Origin of the sequence: Enterobacter sp. PTB (assembly GCF_051130085.1) — a bacterium.
Lineage (GTDB): Bacteria > Pseudomonadota > Gammaproteobacteria > Enterobacterales > Enterobacteriaceae > Enterobacter > Enterobacter ludwigii.
In genome coordinates this window covers 1-18,235 of sequence record NZ_JBDKEE010000005.1, presented here as the reverse complement: position 1 = coordinate 18,235, position 18,235 = coordinate 1, and the positions used below count along the sequence as shown (strand labels likewise).

The window sequence follows — 18,235 nt, the reverse complement described above, 5'->3', positions numbered from 1 at the left end:
AGTAATTTTACTCGTTGCTGCCAGGAATGCCAGTAAAAAACACTGGATGAAAAACCAGTAGCATGTCAGGATATTTAGAGTACCGGCAGGGTGATTAGCGCGATAGCGGTCAAAATTTGGACCGTGACAACATAAAACACCAGTCAGGACGGGTTATCCCCAGAACTTTTTCTTTTTTAACATTTGTCAAGCCAGGTAATGATAGTTTTATGGCAACAGGTGACACTTTCATTACGGCAATTGCTTTTATCTAACCAATTAAATATTAAGCGATATTTTCTAAAGCCGCGTTTCGCGCCAATTTGGTCGTAACCCGCGTCTTCTCTCGCTTATCGCGTGTTTTCTAACTCTAATGCACATGGTTATCCACAGGAATAGTGGATAACTGCTTCCAGCCCGTGCAGACCGCCGCTCAGCAAATTCCCGACTTTTCCCACGAAACGGCAGCAAAAATTTTTTATAGCTATTTTTTGCTGATAAACAGTTGTGTCATTCATAACCAACCGATGCGATCTTGCTCACATTTCCACCATTTTAACCCTGCACCACAACTCATCACGTCCGGCACCGCAGATGTGCAAAGGGGGTAATCACACACCGCTTATCCAGGACAAATTCCTAAAAAAGTCTCTTTTTTAATCAATTTAGGGTTTCTGGCAGGAGTTTTGCACATCCCACAATGAGCCTCATCCACACAGATTTTTAAGGAGAGAAAGATGTTGAGTCTGCGTGCAGTTAACCAGTTTTACGGAAGCCAACATACGCTATGGAACGTGGATTTAGATTTTCCCAAAGGCATGTGTACAGGCGTTGTTGGCCTGCCGGGGATGGGCAAAACGACCCTGATGAATTGCATCGCCGGGAAAGTGCCTGTCGACAGCGGCACCATCATCTGGCACGAAGCCGGTGCACCGCCGCGAGATTTGCTTAGCCAGACGCCAGAACCCTTCGCTGGCCCGGGAATAGGCTATGTCCCGCAGGACAGGCGGATTTTCTCCCAGCTAACCATTGATGAAAATCTGCATATCGCCATGCGGGCGACAGGGAAACCTGACCCTGAAGCGAAAAGTGACGTTTACGACCTCTTTCCGGAACTCTATGCGCTGCGACAAACCCGGGCCAACACGCTTTCGCCAGACGACCAGTATCAGCTGGCGCTGGCCAATGCGCTGGTCATCCGTCCGCGGATGCTGATTCTGGATGAACCGATGCATGGCGCGGGCCACAGCTTCGCCCAGAAGCTGAGCCAGCTGCTGGTGCGGTTAAACCGGGAACTGGGAATGACGGTGTTGTTAGCTGAGCAGCAGCTGTCGTTTATCCGCCGGGTCGCGGAGCGCTTTTGTATGCTGTATCGCGGGCGTAACGTGGCCCAGGGCCACGTTAACGAGCTGGATGACGAGCTTATCGCCCACTGGATGTCGCTGGAGGCAAGACGCTGAGATCGAGGTAATGCCCGGTTTCAGCGCACCCGGCCGTGTCAGCCAGCCACGGGATCTCCCCAAGAAACGGCGCAGGAAGCACCCGCTTCAGCGTTGCCAGATACTCCTGATGTCGCCTGCCCGGCGCAACCACGTCGTTGGCTATCCAGCCGGCCAGGCGCAGCCCGGCCTGCTGAACGGCCTGGGCAGTCAGCATCGCATGGTTGATACAGCCGAGTTTGACCCCTACCACCAGAATTACCGGCAGCTGCTCGATTTGCACCCAGTCAGCAAAGGTCTGGTCCGCCGAAAGTGGCGTAAACCAGCCACCGGCGCCCTCCACCAGCACCCAGTCAGCCTGGCGTTCAAGGGCGCGTAACCCGGCAGAAAGCACGGCAAAATCAATCGGGCGACCTTCATCGGCGCTGATAATATGCGGCGAGGTGGGCTCGGCAAAGGTGTACGGATTCACCGCTGAATAGGCAAGTTCAAGCGTGCTGTTGCGCTGGAGCGCCAGCGCGTCGGTATTGCGTAACCCGTGCGCGGTCATCTCGCTGCCGGAGGCGACAGGCTTATATCCGGCGGTGGTTTTGCCCTGCATGCGCGCCGCCTGCAGCAGCGCTGAGCTGGCAACCGTCTTGCCCACTTCGGTATCTGTTCCGGTGACAAAATAACGTTCAGTCACGTTCAATAATCCCATGAAAAAGTTGATATGAGAGCGGGAACTGCCCCCGCTGCTGCGGCCACGCCAGCTCCAGACGCTGTAACTGGCCGCGGGTAAGAGGTTTCTTTTCACGCCCCGCATGCAGATGGGTCGCGCCAATGCCCTTCAGGGAGCGCATGGCGCTGAAGGCATCGTCGAAATTCAGCGTAATGGTCTGCTCAGCACAGCGATAGCGCCATCCCGCCAGCACGTGGATGACCTGCTCGTGCGGCAAAAAACGGTTAGCGTGAGGTTGTTCATCCACCGCTTTCCACGCCTGATTGAGCTCCGGTAAAGAGCTTTCCAGCAGCGTGGTGAAGGCCACGCATCCACCCGGGCGCGCCACGCGATAAAGCTCGTTTAATGCCTGCGGGAGACTACTGCACCACTGTACCGCCAGATGGCTCCAGACCAGATCAAACCGCGCATCCGGCAGCGGAATGGACTCAATATCGGCAACCAGATAGTGGTGCGCGGCCTGCTGCTGACGGGCCTCCTCGAGCATATCGGGCGACAGGTCGATGGCCGTCACCTCGCTGCCGGCCGCACGCCAGTGTCGGCTATTGGCACCCGGCCCACACCCGGCGTCCAGCACCTGAGGGAACCGGGTCTCGTTGAGTAAAGCAAGCAGCCCCTGCGCGCTCTGACGCTGGAGTTCATCGTGCTGCGAATAGCTGCGCGCGGCCCGGCCAAATGCCGCCGCGATCGCCTGTTTATTCACGGGTGTCATGCAGCGCCTCCAGAAGTGCCTCGATATCCTCTGCTTCGTGCGCCGCCGTGAGCGTCAGACGCAGTCGGGCAGTGCCGGGCGGTACGGTTGGTGGACGAATAGCCGTCACCCATATCCCCCGCTCGCGAAGCGTCTGCGCCAGCGTGAGAGCCAGACCGTTTTCCCCCACCATCACCGGCTGGATTGCGCTCTGCGAATCGGTGCTCTGGAACGGGAGATGGCGTACCCCCTGGCGAAAACGACGGATATGTTCCGCCAGACGCGCCCGTCGTTCCGCACCTTCAGCGCTGCGGATCACCGCCAGTGATGCAGACAGCGCCACGGCCTGTGCGGGCGGCATACTGGTGCTGTAAATGAGATGACGGGCGAACTGCAGCAGATAGTCGGCGACAGACTCGCTGCACAACACGGCCGCCCCGCTCACGCCAAAACCTTTCCCGAAAGTCACCACCAGCAGTTCCGGCTTCACGTTTTGCTGATAGACGCTACCGCGCCCTTCCTCACCCATCACGCCAATACCATGCGCATCATCAACCAGCAGCCAGGCGTTTTGTCGCTGCGCCGTCTCATGCAGCGGACGCAGCGGTGCGCTGTCGCCGTCCATGCTGAACACCCCTTCTGTGACCACCAGCTGCTGTCCGGTGCAGGGCTTATCGAGCAGGCCAGCAAGCTGAGCCGCATCGTTATGGGCAAAGCGGCGGAGCTGCGCAGGGCTTAAACTTGCCGCTTCCAGCAGCGAGGCGTGACTTAAGCGGTCGGCAACAATGCGGTCGTCCTTGCCCATTAGCGCGGTGATGACCGCCTGGTTGGCGGCAAAACCTGAAATGAACAGCAACGCACGCGGATACCCCAGCCAGTCGGCAAGGGCCTCCTCCAGCGCCTGATGCGCCGTGGTGTAGCCGCTGACATGCCCCGAACCGCCGCTGCCGACGCCAAACCGCTCCGCCCCCTGCTGCCAGGCGCGGACGATTGCCGGGTGCTGGCTCAGCCCGAGATAATCATTGCTGGAGAAATTGCAAAACTGCCGACCCTCGCGGGTGAGAAAACGGCCTGCGCCGTTTTCTACCACGTTGCGAACGCGAAAGGCATCTGCCGCCCGCCGTTCTTCGAGCGCAGAATGGATACGTGCCTGCCAGGTCATACGGTTGCCGCGTTGTAGAACTGGTCAGTATCGGCGTTGAAAATCTGCTGCTCCAGCTGCTGCTGTTGCTCGTTATCCCCCGTCAGGACGTCTGTCTGATGCGGGTTCAGCCCCAGCTTGCGGAACAACTGGACGTCTTTGTCCTCTTCCGGGTTCGGGGTGGTCAGCAGTTTGCAGCCGTAGAAGATGGAATTGGCCCCGGCCATAAAGCACATCGCCTGCGTCTGTTCGCTCATCTGTTCACGACCCGCCGAGAGGCGCACGTAGGAGGTCGGCATCATGATACGCGCCACCGCAATGGTGCGGATAAAATCAAATGCATCCACGTCTTCGTTATCCGCCAGTGGCGTACCTTTAACTTTCACCAGCATGTTGATCGGCACGCTTTCCGGCGGCGTGGGCAGGTTCGCCAGCTGCAGCAGAAGACCCGCACGGTCTTTCACCGTTTCGCCCAGTCCCACAATCCCGCCTGAACAGACTTTGATGCCGGCGTCACGCACTTTATCCAGCGTATCGAGACGCTCCTGATAGGTCCGCGTGGTGATGATATTGCCGTAAAATTCAGGGGAGGTGTCGAGGTTGTGGTTGTAGTAATCCAGCCCTGCCGCGGAAAGGCGTTGCGCCTGCTCTTCGTTCAGCGTGCCAAGGGTCATGCAGGCTTCCAGCCCCATCTCTTTCACCCCTTTCACCATCTGCTCCAGATACGGCATGTCGCGATCGTGCGGGTTTTTCCATGCCGCGCCCATACAGAATCGGGTTGAGCCTGCATTTTTCGCCTTACGGGCAGAGTCGAGCACCTGCTCCACTTCCATCAGACGTTCAGATTCAAGCCCGGTTTTATAGCGCGCACTCTGCGGGCAGTATTTGCAATCTTCTGGGCATGCGCCGGTCTTGATCGACAGCAGCGTACTGACCTGCACATGGCGTGGATCGAAGTGCTGACGATGCACCTGTTGGGCTTCAAACATCAGCTCAAGGAAAGGTTTATTGAATAATTCAGTAACTTGCGACATCGTCCAGCGTGCGTGGTGAGCCATGGGGCTTCTCCAAAGGGTTTTGTTAATTTTCAGATCGGTTTATACTCGTAAACCTAAAACTTTTCAAAATGGTTTACAAGTCGATTATGACCCAGGACGATCTCGCCTTCGACAAGCAGCATATCTGGCACCCATACACTTCCACTACCCGCCCCCTCCCCGTTTACCCGGTCGCCTCGGCTCACGGGTGCGAACTGACCCTGAGCAGCGGTGAGTCGCTTGTGGACGGCATGTCATCCTGGTGGGCGGCTATTCACGGGTATAACCACCCGCGTCTGAATGCGGCGATGAAAGCGCAGATTGACCAGATGTCGCACGTGATGTTTGGCGGTATCACCCATCAGCCTGCGGTTGACCTGTGCCGGCGTCTGGTCGCGATGACCCCGGCCCCGCTGGAGTGCGTTTTCCTTGCAGATTCCGGCTCTGTTGCCGTGGAAGTGGCGATGAAAATGGCGCTGCAGTACTGGCACGCCAGAGGTGAGACCCGCCAGCGGTTCCTCACCTTCCGCAACGGCTATCACGGCGACACGTTCGGCGCGATGTCGGTGTGCGATCCGGATAACTCCATGCACAGCCTGTGGAAGGGCTATCTGCCAGAGAACCTCTTTGCCCCGGCACCGCAAAGCCGTTTTGACGGGGAGTGGGATGAAATGGACATGGTCGGTTTTGCGCGGCTGATGGCTGCCCACCGCCATGAGATTGCCGCCGTTATTCTTGAGCCGGTTGTGCAGGGTGCAGGCGGGATGCGGATGTACCACCCGGCGTGGCTGACGCGCATTCGTAAGATGTGCGATCGCGAGGGCATTCTGCTGATTGCCGATGAGATCGCCACCGGCTTTGGCCGCACCGGCAAGCTGTTCGCCTGCGAGCATGCGGGGATCGCACCGGATATTCTGTGTCTGGGTAAAGCGCTGACCGGCGGCACCATGACGTTGTCCGCCACGCTGACAACGCGCCACGTTGCCGACACCATCAGCGATGGCGACGCGGGCTGCTTTATGCACGGCCCAACGTTTATGGGCAACCCGCTGGCCTGCGCGGTGGCGAGCGAAAGCCTGGCCATTCTCGAGAGCGGCGAGTGGCAAACGCAGGTCGCGACGATTGAAGCGCAGCTTCGCCAGGAGCTGAGCGCAGCGTCAGCGGCTGAATTCGTGGCGGATGTGCGCGTGCTGGGTGCCATCGGCGTGATTGAGACCACCCATCCGGTTAACATGGCGGCGCTGCAGCGTTTCTTCGTGGAACGGGGAGTGTGGGTGCGTCCTTTCGGCAAGCTTATCTATCTGATGCCGCCTTATGTTATCTCGCCGGCTCAGCTACGTCAGTTAACGGCTGCGGTAGTTGACGCTGTTAACATTCCCGCACATTTTGCGATTTAACCCTGAGCGTTAACGTCGGTACTCTGTTTATGCATTACACTTTTTGCATAATCGGGTACCGAGGTAAATCGTATGAAAATCATCAGTAAAGATCTGCGCGACGGGGAAAAACTGCCTGAACGCCACGTTTTTAACGGCATGGGTTATCAGGGGGATAATATCTCTCCGCATCTGGCGTGGGACGATGTTCCGGCGGGAACCAAAAGCTTTGTTGTCACCTGCTATGACCCGGATGCCCCTACAGGCTCAGGGTGGTGGCACTGGATAGTGGCGAACCTGCCTGCGGATACGCGCGTTCTGCCGCAAGGTTCCGGCTCTGACCTGGTGGCGCTGCCTGAAGGCGCTATCCAGACCCGAACCGATTTTGGCAAAGCGGGTTACGGTGGCGCCGCGCCGCCAAAAGGGGAAACGCACCGCTATATCTTCACGGTTCACGCGCTGGATGTGGACACGATTGAGGTGGATGAGGGCGCGAGTGGCGCAATGGTCGGCTTTAACGTCCATTTTCATTCGCTGGGTAGCGCATCGATCACGGCAATGTATTCGTAAAAAAACCGGTGGCCTGTACGTGTCCGGGCCACCGGGCAAATCTTAGAGCACCGAAGGCAGCAAGCCCACCAGGCTTCCCTTCTCAAGCAGCGCGATCGCTTTATCAATATCCGGCGCAAAGAAACGGTCATCATCGTAATGCGCGACCTGTTCACGCAGCAGATGACGCGCCTGTTCCAGCAGCGGGCTGGATGTCAGACCCTCACGCAGATCAACGCCCTGACATGCGGCCAGCCATTCCACCGCCAGCACGCCGCGGGTGTTGGCGGCCATCTCCCACAGACGACGTCCTGCGGCCGGGGCCATCGAGACATGATCCTCCTGGTTCGCTGATGTTGGCAGACTGTCCACGCTGTGCGGATGCGACAGGGCCTTGTTCTCGCTCGCCAGCGCCGCGGCCGTCACCTGGGCAATCATAAATCCGGAGTTAACCCCGCCGTTGCGGACCAGGAACGGCGGCAGCTGGGACATATGTTTATCCATCATCAGCGCGATGCGACGTTCGGATAAGGCCCCCACTTCCGCAATCGCCAGCGCGATATTATCCGCCACCATCGCCACAGGCTCGGCGTGGAAATTCCCCCCGGAGACCACTTCGTTTTCCTGAGCGAACACCAGCGGGTTATCAGACACCGCATTCGCCTCCACCAGCAGCACTTCTGCCGCGTGGCGCAGCTGCGTCAGACAGGCTCCCATCACCTGGGGCTGACAGCGAAGCGAATAGGGATCCTGTACCTTGTCACAGTTATGGTGAGAGTCTGCAATATCGCTGGTCTCGGTCAGCAGGTGACGGTACATCGCCGCGGCGTCAATCTGCCCGCGCTGGCCGCGCACCTCGTGGATACGGGCGTCAAACGGACGACGTGAGCCAAGCACCGCCTCGGTGGTCAGCGCACCGCACACGACCGCGGAGGCGAAAAGATCTTCGGCTTCAAACAGACCACGTAACGCAAACGCCGTCGAGGCCTGGGTCCCGTTAAGCAGCGCCAGTCCCTCTTTCGCCGCCAGCGTTATCGGGGTCAATCCGGCTTTTTTCAGCGCCTCTTTCGCGGGGAGCCACTCGCCCTTCCAGCGAGCCTGACCTTCACCGAGCAGCAGCAGCGACATATGAGCCAGCGGCGCAAGATCGCCGGATGCACCGACGGAACCTTTTGCCGGGATCCACGGATAGACTTCCGCATTCACCAGCGCCATCAGCGCCTCGATCACGCTGAGGCGAATTCCGGAGAACCCACGCGCCAGACTGTTGATTTTGAGCACCATCATCAGGCGGACAATGTCATCATCCAGCGGTTGTCCGACACCCGCCGCATGCGAAAGCACCAGCGAGCGCTGTAAATTTTCCAGATCGTGCGTGGCGATACGCGTCTGCGCCAGCAGACCAAATCCGGTGTTGATGCCGTAGGCGGTACGTCCTTCGGCAATAATGGCTTCAACGCAGGCAACGCTGTCGTTAATCGCGGCGTGGGCGCTTTCATCAAGTGAGAGCGTGACCGGTTGACGCCAGACGTTACGCAGCTGTTTGAGCGTCAGTGAGCCGGGAATGAGGGTTAAGGCGTTCATTAATGCTTTCCTTGTGTGGCAGGGATCATCGGCAGGTTCAGGCCCTGCTCTTTGGCACATTCAATCGCAATCTCGTAACCGGCATCCGCGTGGCGCATTACGCCGGTTGCCGGGTCGTTATGCAGCACGCGAGCGATACGCGCTGCCGCTTCATCCGTACCATCACACACGATGACCATTCCCGAGTGCTGGGAAAAGCCCATTCCTACGCCACCACCGTGATGCAGCGACACCCAGGTCGCCCCGCTGGCGGTATTCAGTAAGGCATTCAGCAGTGGCCAGTCGGAGACGGCATCGGAGCCGTCGCGCATGGCTTCGGTTTCACGGTTCGGGCTGGCAACAGAGCCCGAGTCGAGATGGTCGCGTCCGATAACAATCGGCGCGGAGACTTCACCGCTGCGCACCATTTCGTTAAAGGCCAGACCCAGTTTTTGTCGCCACTCCAGCCCGACCCAGCAGATCCGCGCCGGCAAGCCCTGAAAGTTAATGCGCTCGCGAGCCATATCCAGCCAGTGGTGCAGATGTTCGTCGTCGGCGACGATCTCCTTCACTTTGGCGTCGGTTTTGTAGATATCTTCCGGGTCGCCGGACAGGGCCACCCAGCGGAACGGGCCAATACCGCGACAGAACAGCGGACGAATATAGGCAGGCACAAACCCCGGGAAGTCGAAGGCGTTACTCACGCCCATCTCTTTCGCCATCTGGCGAATATTGTTGCCGTAATCAAATGTCGGAATGCCCATCTGGCTAAAGGCCAGCATGGCGTTCACGTGCTCCGCCATGGAACGTTTAGCGGCGAGCACCGTGCCTTCCGGGTCACTTTCGGCGTTTTGCTGATACGCTTCCCACGTCCAGCCCGATGGCAGGTAGCCGTGAAGGGGGTCGTGCGCGCTGGTCTGGTCGGTGACGAGATCCGGGCGTACGCCACGGGCCACCAGTGCAGGGAGAATGTCAGCCGCGTTGCCGCAGAGCGCAATCGACATCGCTTTGCCTTCTGACGTGTATTTTTTGATGCGTGCCAGCGCGTCATCCAGGTTATCAGCCTGTTCATCGACGTAACGGGTACGCAGACGGAAATCAATGCGGCTCTGCTGACATTCGATGTTCAGGGAGCAGGCACCGGCAAGTGTCGCGGCCAGCGGCTGTGCGCCCCCCATTCCCCCCAGACCGGCGGTCAGTACCCAGCGACCTTTCAGCGAACCGTTATAGTGCTGACGACCGGCTTCCACGAAGGTTTCGTAGGTGCCCTGCACAATCCCCTGACTGCCGATGTAGATCCAGCTTCCCGCCGTCATCTGGCCATACATCGCCAGCCCTTTGGCGTCCAGCTCGTTAAAGTGTTCCCAGGTCGCCCAGTGCGGGACAAGGTTAGAGTTGGCGATCAGCACGCGCGGTGCATTCTTGTGGGTTTTGAACACGCCGACCGGTTTGCCGGATTGCACCAGCAGGGTTTCGTCATGTTCCAGATGAGTCAGGGATTCAACAATCGCGTCATAGCACTCCCAGTTGCGCGCGGCGCGGCCTATGCCGCCATACACCACCAGCTCGTGGGGGTTCTCCGCGACCTCAGGATCGAGGTTATTCATCAACATGCGCAGCGGGGCTTCGGTGAGCCAGCTTTTGGCGGTAAGTGTGGTGCCGCGCGCGGCGCGGACATCCTGCTGGCGGTATTTACCTGACGACATTGTGTGCTCCTCATACGGGACAGATGATGTATTCAGATATACTTGTATAGACAAGCACACACAAGGTCAGATTTAACAAAAAAGATACAATTTTGTTATATTGCGTTAGCTATCACGCTTTTAAAACGTATGACCCTTACGACATGAAATGGCCCTGCAACCGGTATCGATTTCCCGGGAACAGCAGTCTGGCATGCGACACAATATGCGACGAAGACCAGGTACGGCGACGAATGAGCAGGCAAGGATCGTGCTCTTTGATCCGCAACAGTTCGCACTCCTGCGGCGTAGCGCGAACGGCTTCCACGATGTGCTCCCCTTCCGTCAGCGGCGCGATGAGCGAAAGATAGGCATGCGGCGTGGTCTGGGTGTAATCCTGATCCAGGTACTCGGGCACCCGATCGGCATTCACGCAGCGATCTTCAATCTGCACCGGGATGTCGTTTTCATAATGCACCATCACGGAATGAAAGATGCGGCTTCCCTCTTTGACATTCAGCTCCACGGCCTGCTCGGCGCTGGCCTGTGTCTCTTCGAGCACCAACACTTCACAGTGGTGCTGATGGTTACGCGAGGCTATCTCATCGGCAATACTTCTGATCTCAAACAGTGCCGATTGCCCTTTCGGCTCCGCGACGAAGGTCCCGACCCCCTGCAGACGCACCAGAAGGCCCTCATCGGTCAGCTCGCGCAGCGCCCGGTTGATGGTCATTCGGCTAAAACCAAACTGTGCGACCAGTTCGGCCTCGGACGGAATGCGATCGTGCGGCCGCCAGACGCCGGTTGCGATTTTTTCGCTGATGGCCTGCTTCACCTTTTCATAGAAAGGCGCGGGAGGGCTGGACTGCGGCAGCGGTGAGCGTGAAAACATCCTGACTCCTTAAACGTTGTTATGCCCACCAGTGAGCAATTTGCCAGGCCAGACGGGCGGCAAGCTTTGCCCCCTGTCCGTCCCGATCGTACTGCGGGTTAAATTCTACCAGATCGGCAGCCTGCAGTTTTCCACTGCGGCAGATGTGTTCAATCACCGGCAGAAGATCCAGCGCGGGTACCCCTAACGCCGCGGGCGCTGAGACGGCTGGCATTTCGCCAGCAGGCAAAACATCGAGGTCAATGGTGAGGTAAACGCGGTCGGCCTGGGCGAGGACCTTGTCCAGAGCCGATAACGCATCTCGCCTGAAATGAAGGTCTTCCACCAGTGTGACGTTTAGTCGCTCAGCTTCATCCCACAGCGCCTGCGTGTTCGCCGCCCGGCTGACGCCCAGGCAGGCATACTGAAAATCGCGCGCCTGTTCCGCACAGTAGTGTGCCAGCTGACGAAACGGCGTGCCGGAGGTCGCGTGGTCCGCCTTGCGCAGGTCAAGGTGTGCATCCAGATTTATCACCACCACGCGCGCGTTCGGGAAAGCATCCAGAACCCCGCGGCCATGCGCCCAGGCGGTCTCGTGTCCCCCGCCAAAAACCAGCGTACGCATGCCGGACTGCTGGCAGGCCTGCACGGCATCGCTTAACGCCCGCTGAGCCGCTTCCAGATTATCGCCCTCGACATACACCGACCCCATATCTACCAGCCGGTCATGTCCATGATGACTTGCCATGTTCGCCAGCGCTTTGCGAAGCACCTCCGGGGCCTGTACGGCGCCGGGCCTGCCCTGATTGCGTTTTACCCCTTCATCACATTCAAATCCTATCAAAGCGATGCCGGACGACTGAGGGGTAAATACCGGCATCTGTCGCAGGGTCTGAAAAATACGTTTTGCATTGCTGGCCTCGGCGCTGTCGTCACGCCCCTGCCAGACGGTCTCGGCAACCGGCCGCCAGAGTCTCATACGCTCTCCCCACGGAAAATACGTTGATACAACGGATTGCGTCCCGGCTCGTAGACCATTTCGACCGGGTGATGTGCATCCCAGACGACAAAGTCAGCCACGAATCCAGCCTGCAGCTGCCCGTGCGTGGCCCCGCGTCCCAGCGCCTGGGCAGCATGTCGCGTCACGCCAGCCCAGGCCTCTTCAGGCGTCAGGCCAAACTGCACGCAGGCCATATTCATCGCGAGATGAATACTCGCGAACGGGCTGGTGCCGGGGTTATAGTCGGTGGCGACAGCCATGGGAACGCCCTCTTTTCTGAGCTGTTCAACCGGCGGACGCTGACGTTCCTGAAGAAAATAGAACGCCCCCGGCAGTAATACCGCAACCGTGCCGTTGTGCGCCATCGCCTGAACACCGGCGTCGTCGAGATATTCAATATGATCGGCGGAAAGCCCCTTAAAGCGGCTGACCAGCGCCGCGCCGCCAAGATTTGAAAGCTGTTCCACGTGTCCTTTGACCGGAATCCCCAGGGCAGTGGCAGCGCGGAAAAGCCGCTCGGTTTGCGCTGGCGTGAAGCCGACGTTTTCGCAAAACACATCCACGGCTTCGAATAAGCCTTTTTGCCACAGCGTGGGCATCATCTGCTCGCACACCCTGGTGAGATACGCGTCCGCGTCGTGGCGGTATTCCGCCGGAACCGCATGCGCAGCCAGAAGCGTTGGGCTGATCTCTACCGGATTGTTCTGGCCCAGCTGGCGGGCGACCTGCAGCATCTTCTCTTCCGCTTCGGCGTTGAGACCATATCCCGACTTGATTTCAACCGTGGTCACCCCTTCATCGATCAGCCGCTGCAGACGCTGTTGCGCCAGCCTGAGCAGGGTCTCGGGCGAACTGCTCCGCGTCGCCGTCACGGTCGCGTTAATCCCGCCCCCCTGCGCGCTGATGGTTTGATAAGAGACGCCGTTCAAACGCTGCTCCCACTCTGCCGCACGATCGCCACCGAACACCAGGTGGGTATGGCAGTCAATCAGCCCGGGCGTGACCAGACGACCGTGCAGATCGACACAGTGACGGTGGCCGGAAGGGATGTCGGATTCGGGAATAACGGCCAGAATCGTCTGGCCGCGCACCACCAGGGCGTGCTGCGCTTTCAGGCCATAAGGCGTGCTGTCGTCCGGGATCATTGTCGCCAGTCGCGCATTGCGCCATATTACATCGTCGGGATGAAGCTGCTGCATGGGCATTCCACTTGTCATGGGTTGTATAGACATTTATTTTCATCTGCCCCCTGCTGTCAACCGCTCTGGCGGAAAATGTTATTTATTTGTGATGACTTTCCCGCCTCCCGCGGGTAAAAAATGCATCTTTTACCCTTTTTATCTTCCCGTTTCGCTCAACTTAGTATAAAAAAGCAGGCTATTTCGTCTATCCCGTTAAGACTTGCATACCCAGGAGCTTTACCTTGAACATTTCCAGGATTTCCCGTCTGGCGTTAGCGCTCGCCTTTGGCGTGACATTATCCGCATGCAGTTCTACCCCACCGGACCAGCAGCCTTCTGAGCAGGTTGCACCGGGTACCGCCTCTCGCCCGATTTTGTCCGCTGATGAAGCGAAGAACTTTGACCGTGCACACTACTTCTCGGCGATGGACCCTAACGCTGCGCCGTGGACACCGTCTTCTATTAACCTGCCGAAACAACCTGACTTCGTTGTCGGTCCGGCAGGCACGCAGGGCGTGACGCACACGACGATTCAGGCTGCGGTTGACGCGGCTATCACCAAACACAGCGCCTCTCGCCAGTACATCGCGATCCTGCCTGGGGAATATGAAGGCACCGTTTACGTTCCGGCAGCACCGGGCAGCATCACCCTCTACGGGACAGGCGAGAAAGCGGTCGACGTGAAAATTGGTCTGGCGATTGATTCTGAAATCGACAGCAACACCTGGCGTCGCCTGGTCAACCCGGCGGGTAAATACATGCCAGGCAAACCGGCGTGGTACATGTTTGACAACTGCCAGAGCAAGCGTGCAGCTACCATCGGCGTGATGTGTTCTGCGGTCGTCTGGTCTCAGAATAATGGCCTGCAGCTGCAGAACCTGACCATTCAGAATACCCTGGGCGATAGCGTTGATGCCGGTAACCACCAGGCCGTTGCACTGCGTAGCGATGGCGATAAAGTGCAGATCAACAACGTGAATATTCTCGGCCGTCAGAACACCTTCTTCGTGACGAACAGCGGTGTTCAGAACACGCTGCAGAATAACCGTCTGACCCGTACGCTGGTCACTAACAGCTACGTTGAAGGTGACGTGGATCTGGTCTCCGGTCGCGGCGCGGTGGTGTTTGAGAACACCGATTTCCGCGTGGTGAATTCACGCACTCAGCAGGAAGGTTATGTGTTTGCCCCTGCCACGCAATCTAACCTGTTCTACGGCTTCCTGGCGGTTAACAGCCGCTTTAACGCGTCCGGTGACGGCGTCGCGCAGCTGGGCCGCTCGCTGGATGTGGACTCTGCCACCAACGGTCAGGTTGTTATTCGTGACAGCGTGATCAACGAAGGTTTCAACATGGCTAAGCCATGGGCCGATGCCGCTATCTCCAAACGTCCTTTCTCCGGCAATACCGGTAGCGTGGATGATAAAGGTAACGTGCAGCGCAACCTGAATGACGCTAACTTCAACCGCATGTGGGAATACAACAACCGCGGTCTGGGTAGCAAAGTGGTTGCTGAGCCTAAGCAATAAAAGAATGCGTTGATGTCTTTTGCTATACTCGCCCGGTGCCCACCGGGCATAAAAAAACCTCGCATTTGCGAGGTTTTTTGTTTTAAGCCTTTTAGTGTGCGTTTACCACCACCCACATTGGCCCCTGGCCGACGGCGTAACGCCCTTTCTCTTCCAGCAGCCCCTGCGCACCTTTGATTTCGTATAGCGCGATGTGGTGGGATTTTTGCCCCGCCGCAATCAGGTATTTACCGCTGTGATCGATATTAAACCCGCGTGGCTGGGTTTCGGTAGGCTGGAAACCTTCAATCGCCAGCACACTACCGTCTTCGGAAACGCTGAATACCGTAATCAGGCTGGAGGTACGGTCGCAGGCATACAGATGACGCCCATCCGGTGTGATGTGAATATCAGCCGCCCAGCGGGTGTCAGAGAAGTCAGACGGCATCATATCCAGCGTCTGCACGCACTCAATCTTGCCGTTAGGATCTTTCAGTTCCCATACGTCCACAGAACTGTTTAGCTCGTTCACCACATAGGCGTACTGCTGGTTCGGGTGGAACACCAGATGGCGCGGGCCCGCGCCCTCAACGGTGGTCACTTCTGCAGGATTCTGCGCCACCAGGTGACCGTCATCGCTCAGGGTAAACAGGCAGATACGATCCTGTTTCAGCGCAGGGACCCACAGCGTACGGTTATCCGGAGAAATATTCGCCGAGTGGCAACCTTCCAGCCCTTCAACCACCTCCACGGTTTCAACCGGTAGGCCCGCTTCCAGACGCGTTACGCTGACACAGCCCGCATTGTAAGAGCCGCTGAAGATGAAGTTGCCTTTGCGATCGGTGGAGATATGCGTTGGGCTGCCCGGTAAAGGTGCTTCCGCAGTGTAAGTCAGCGCGCCGTCGTCCGGCGAGATGCGGTAGGCCAGCACGCGAAACTCCGGGCGCACACCCACGTACAAGAAACGTTTATCCGGGCTGATAACCATCGGCTGCACCTGACCTGGCACATCAACAACCTGAACCAGCGTGAGGGTACCCTCGGTATTTAAACGCCAGACGTGGATCTGCTGGCTTTCAGGACTGGCGGTATAAACGGTTTGTTTCATAAATACACCTCAAACATTATAATTTCATTATTTATCAAAAACTTAACTATATTTACAGTTCATAAAATAGACGACAAATAACAATAAAATGCGACATCACGCTACAATCAAATCAACAATTTAGCACATCATTTCGAACGATGAAGCACCTTCTACAATGCATGAAGTAAACTTTTTGGGGTTAATATTCTCCTCGTCACCATCTTTCCTATTGACACCGGGTTGATCCCATTAACACTCTTCTAGAGTTCAGTCGCGATCCTGAACATGGTGGTGCCGTCTAAACCTTTATCCTCTAAGATTTTGGTTTTCTCATGGTCGGCACCACCAACTACTACCAGTAGGGTATTCTCTATCCACGGCGGCGCACCCGGAAGCATCATTTTGTGCCGCCGTTTTTTTCTCCGGCTTATCCGATCACTCCCTATACTAAATTTGCTATATTTCTCCCAGGCTTCAAGGCGGAACTATACGGACTCCTGTTTCCATCGTTATCGTCATTCTGGTTAGCGCCGCCACCAATTCTTTCTTGCCACGAAAAACTCCCGTTGTGAGTATCGTTTTTTCCGGTTCCTTTACCAGTTTGCCGGACACGGCTTAACAATTTTGCTGTCATAGGCTATTGGGCTAACTTCGTTTGCGCTGCTCCATGGTTGTTAAACCCTCATATCACTATTGTTAGAGGAAAACATCTGCCAAGGCTGAACTTTGACCACCACCATTTAATTAATACTTTTATGAAACAAATGTGAAAGGATGTGAAAAATGAAATCTAATGATTCACCTGTCGACTTTGTTAAAACCGTCAATGGCATTTCACCCGACAGTGATGGAAGAATTGAAGATGGACCATTAGTTTATGTTTCAAATTCGACAGCTAGTGTTACTGAGCGGTTCCCGTCGGGAACCACTTGGATATTTGAGAATCTAAGTATGAAAGGAGCACTTGACTTATTCCCAAATAGAACAACCCCTACCCCCGAGGGCATAATACCCAAAGGAACAAGGGTAAACATCATAAATAATTCCTCCTTCCCCGTGGACATTTACACCAATCCTGCTCTGCGATCCGAGAATTCTATTGCTATAATAACAACGTTAGATAAATATTCCAGCATTTCACTTGTATATGAAGGGAAGTACTGGTATGAGACTTTGGCACCATCTGGTTCAATAGGACCTCCAGGACCTGCAGGCCCTCAGGGGGACTGGTCTTCCGCGAAAGCACGTGTATATACAGGTGTTCCTGGTACTGAAATCATAACCAGTAATGATTATATCGTAGAACTACGTCTAACCCTCCCCCCAAATGGTCTTACATTGAATTTATCTGACGGCGATGTCGTTGAGATTTGGAATATTTCAGGTAGTAAATCAAAAGTTATTGATCCGATATTTGGATATAACGCTGAATTACCAGAATATTCCTGCAATCGTATTCTGATGGCTGGGGGGCTAACATTTTATATGGCAACACAACGCCTAACGAACTGTATTCCAGTGTAGGAAAAGTAACATTTCATTTCCAATCATTATGAGGAGGTGTAATATTCAAGGCACCTCCATTTCATTTTTATAAATTTACTCCGGCTTATCCGGCCACTTCGGTTTCTCCGGATTCACCCTGCTCACCAGTACGCTGTATTTCTCCCAGGCTGCAAGGCGGAGCTTTTCTTCTTCGGTTGCCATATCGTGCTTAACCGCCAGCGCAAGAGGAAAGATGATTCTTTCCGCTTCAGCCAGCAGACGGGACCTGGTACCACTGGAGATAATGACCCTGTCCAGTATATAGACGCCATCAATGATTTTAGCGTTATAGCCTTCCGTGAGAATGCCTTCCGGCGCTTCATCAGCAGGGATTTCCCAGACGGTCATATCGGCAGGAAACATGGCGCTGCCGTCATCCGTGACGCAAACAATATTCCCCTCTGCATCCGTACCTGCAAAAATATTGCCCGTGATACGCTCTTTATCCCAGGCGATGGAGTACCAGTCGGTGCCGTCGGCGTTTTTGATGTAAGCTGCCCCTGGAATCTCCGGTGACTCCGGGGTGTAGCGCTTGAATGTTCCTAAGTTGTTCACGGTTTTATCCTTATGCGAAGTTGACCCAGTTGCCGTTAATCAGGTACTGGGGATAAGCGTAATAAGCGTCAGTGATGCGGTCATTGCCTTCTGTCAGGGAAGCGATGTTAACAGCGCCCTGGGGGATTTTGCTGGACCAGTCACCCACACTGGTAAGCCCCGTGATTTTCGTTCTTGCGCCAGTTCTGTGGCCTGTGGGATAGCGGGCATCAGACTGCGCTTTCGTATACGCCTCCCCCTCAGGGGTGTAGCTGCATATTCGCACGGTGATCGATCGCCAGTTCGCACCGTAGCCGATCATGATTTC

General features: G+C 56.4%; 16 protein-coding genes and 1 pseudogene. 5 read left to right on the top strand and 12 right to left on the bottom strand.

Features of this window, described 5'->3' with window-relative positions; genetic code table 11:
- The first annotated feature begins 716 nt into the window (after positions 1 to 716).
- The gene (locus AAIR21_RS07820) at positions 717 to 1,439 is read left to right on the top strand and encodes an ABC transporter ATP-binding protein (protein ID WP_014169219.1); all 723 of its coding nucleotides are present in this window, start codon (positions 717 to 719) and stop codon (positions 1,437 to 1,439) included.
- On the opposite strand, the gene bioD is transcribed toward AAIR21_RS07820, so the two are convergent.
- The 4 genes from bioD to bioB are packed head-to-tail and all read right to left on the bottom strand — an operon-like array spanning position 1,402 to position 5,029.
- The gene (gene bioD, locus AAIR21_RS07815; protein ID WP_032670604.1) at positions 1,402 to 2,103 is read right to left on the bottom strand and encodes a dethiobiotin synthase; all 702 of its coding nucleotides are present in this window, start codon (positions 2,101 to 2,103) and stop codon (positions 1,402 to 1,404) included. The two genes, AAIR21_RS07820 and bioD, sit on opposite strands and share 38 nt — an antisense overlap.
- Positions 2,096 to 2,851: a malonyl-ACP O-methyltransferase BioC gene (bioC, locus tag AAIR21_RS07810; protein ID WP_063156240.1), complete on the bottom strand. Its 756-nt coding sequence runs from the start codon at positions 2,849 to 2,851 to the stop codon at positions 2,096 to 2,098. Before bioC ends, bioD begins: the two co-directional genes overlap by 8 nt.
- Complete coding sequence (bioF, locus tag AAIR21_RS07805) at positions 2,835 to 3,992, bottom strand: 8-amino-7-oxononanoate synthase (RefSeq protein WP_063156241.1); 1,158 nt, start codon at positions 3,990 to 3,992, stop codon at positions 2,835 to 2,837. The genes bioC and bioF overlap by 17 nt, the downstream gene beginning before the upstream one ends.
- On the bottom strand, positions 3,989 to 5,029 hold the full coding sequence (gene bioB / locus AAIR21_RS07800) for a biotin synthase BioB (RefSeq protein WP_014169215.1): 1,041 nt from the start codon (positions 5,027 to 5,029) through the stop codon (positions 3,989 to 3,991). The genes bioF and bioB overlap by 4 nt, the downstream gene beginning before the upstream one ends.
- Positions 5,030 to 5,115: 86 nt before the next feature.
- Here bioB and bioA point away from each other — a divergent pair, with 86 nt between their 5' ends.
- Together bioA and AAIR21_RS07790 are read left to right on the top strand one after the other, a co-directional pair.
- Entirely contained in the window at positions 5,116 to 6,405 is a 1,290-nt protein-coding gene (gene bioA / locus AAIR21_RS07795; protein ID WP_032677717.1) for an adenosylmethionine--8-amino-7-oxononanoate transaminase, read from the top strand.
- A gap of 72 nt (positions 6,406 to 6,477) precedes the next feature.
- The gene (locus AAIR21_RS07790; RefSeq protein ID WP_020884938.1) at positions 6,478 to 6,954 is read left to right on the top strand and encodes a kinase inhibitor; all 477 of its coding nucleotides are present in this window, start codon (positions 6,478 to 6,480) and stop codon (positions 6,952 to 6,954) included.
- Positions 6,955 to 6,996: 42 nt separating this feature from the next.
- Here the strand turns inward: AAIR21_RS07790 and hutH are convergent, their stop codons facing one another.
- The 5 genes from hutH to hutI form a co-directional block, all read right to left on the bottom strand.
- On the bottom strand, positions 6,997 to 8,517 hold the full coding sequence (gene hutH, locus AAIR21_RS07785) for a histidine ammonia-lyase (RefSeq protein ID WP_183516519.1): 1,521 nt from the start codon (positions 8,515 to 8,517) through the stop codon (positions 6,997 to 6,999).
- A complete protein-coding gene (gene hutU / locus AAIR21_RS07780) occupies positions 8,517 to 10,202 on the bottom strand; it encodes a urocanate hydratase (RefSeq protein ID WP_183516520.1) in 1,686 nt (561 codons plus the stop codon). Before hutU ends, hutH begins: the two co-directional genes overlap by 1 nt.
- Positions 10,203 to 10,338: 136 nt before the next feature.
- On the bottom strand, positions 10,339 to 11,073 hold the full coding sequence (locus AAIR21_RS07775) for a histidine utilization repressor (protein WP_047743874.1): 735 nt from the start codon (positions 11,071 to 11,073) through the stop codon (positions 10,339 to 10,341).
- 19 nt (positions 11,074 to 11,092) lie between these two features.
- A complete protein-coding gene (hutG, locus tag AAIR21_RS07770; RefSeq protein WP_106503846.1) occupies positions 11,093 to 12,031 on the bottom strand; it encodes a formimidoylglutamase in 939 nt (312 codons plus the stop codon).
- A complete protein-coding gene (gene hutI, locus AAIR21_RS07765) occupies positions 12,028 to 13,251 on the bottom strand; it encodes an imidazolonepropionase (RefSeq protein ID WP_032681397.1) in 1,224 nt (407 codons plus the stop codon). The genes hutG and hutI overlap by 4 nt, the downstream gene beginning before the upstream one ends.
- 224 nt (positions 13,252 to 13,475) lie before the next feature.
- Between hutI and AAIR21_RS07760 the strand changes: the two genes are divergently transcribed.
- On the top strand, positions 13,476 to 14,759 hold the full coding sequence (locus AAIR21_RS07760; protein WP_014169207.1) for a putative acyl-CoA thioester hydrolase: 1,284 nt from the start codon (positions 13,476 to 13,478) through the stop codon (positions 14,757 to 14,759).
- Between the two features lie 91 nt (positions 14,760 to 14,850).
- On the opposite strand, the gene pgl is transcribed toward AAIR21_RS07760, so the two are convergent.
- A complete protein-coding gene (gene pgl / locus AAIR21_RS07755; RefSeq protein WP_050737375.1) occupies positions 14,851 to 15,846 on the bottom strand; it encodes a 6-phosphogluconolactonase in 996 nt (331 codons plus the stop codon).
- A gap of 765 nt (positions 15,847 to 16,611) precedes the next feature.
- Here pgl and AAIR21_RS07750 point away from each other — a divergent pair.
- Positions 16,612 to 17,352, top strand: coding sequence for a hypothetical protein (locus tag AAIR21_RS07750; protein ID WP_434680575.1), 741 nt, complete (start codon positions 16,612 to 16,614; stop codon positions 17,350 to 17,352).
- A gap of 75 nt (positions 17,353 to 17,427) precedes the next feature.
- Here the strand turns inward: AAIR21_RS07750 and AAIR21_RS07745 are convergent, their stop codons facing one another.
- Together AAIR21_RS07745 and AAIR21_RS07740 are read right to left on the bottom strand one after the other, a co-directional pair.
- Entirely contained in the window at positions 17,428 to 17,928 is a 501-nt protein-coding gene (locus tag AAIR21_RS07745; protein WP_434680573.1) for a tail fiber assembly protein, read from the bottom strand.
- Positions 17,929 to 17,938: 10 nt separating this feature from the next.
- Positions 17,939 to 18,235, bottom strand: a pseudogene (locus AAIR21_RS07740) (hypothetical protein); the annotation flags it as partial.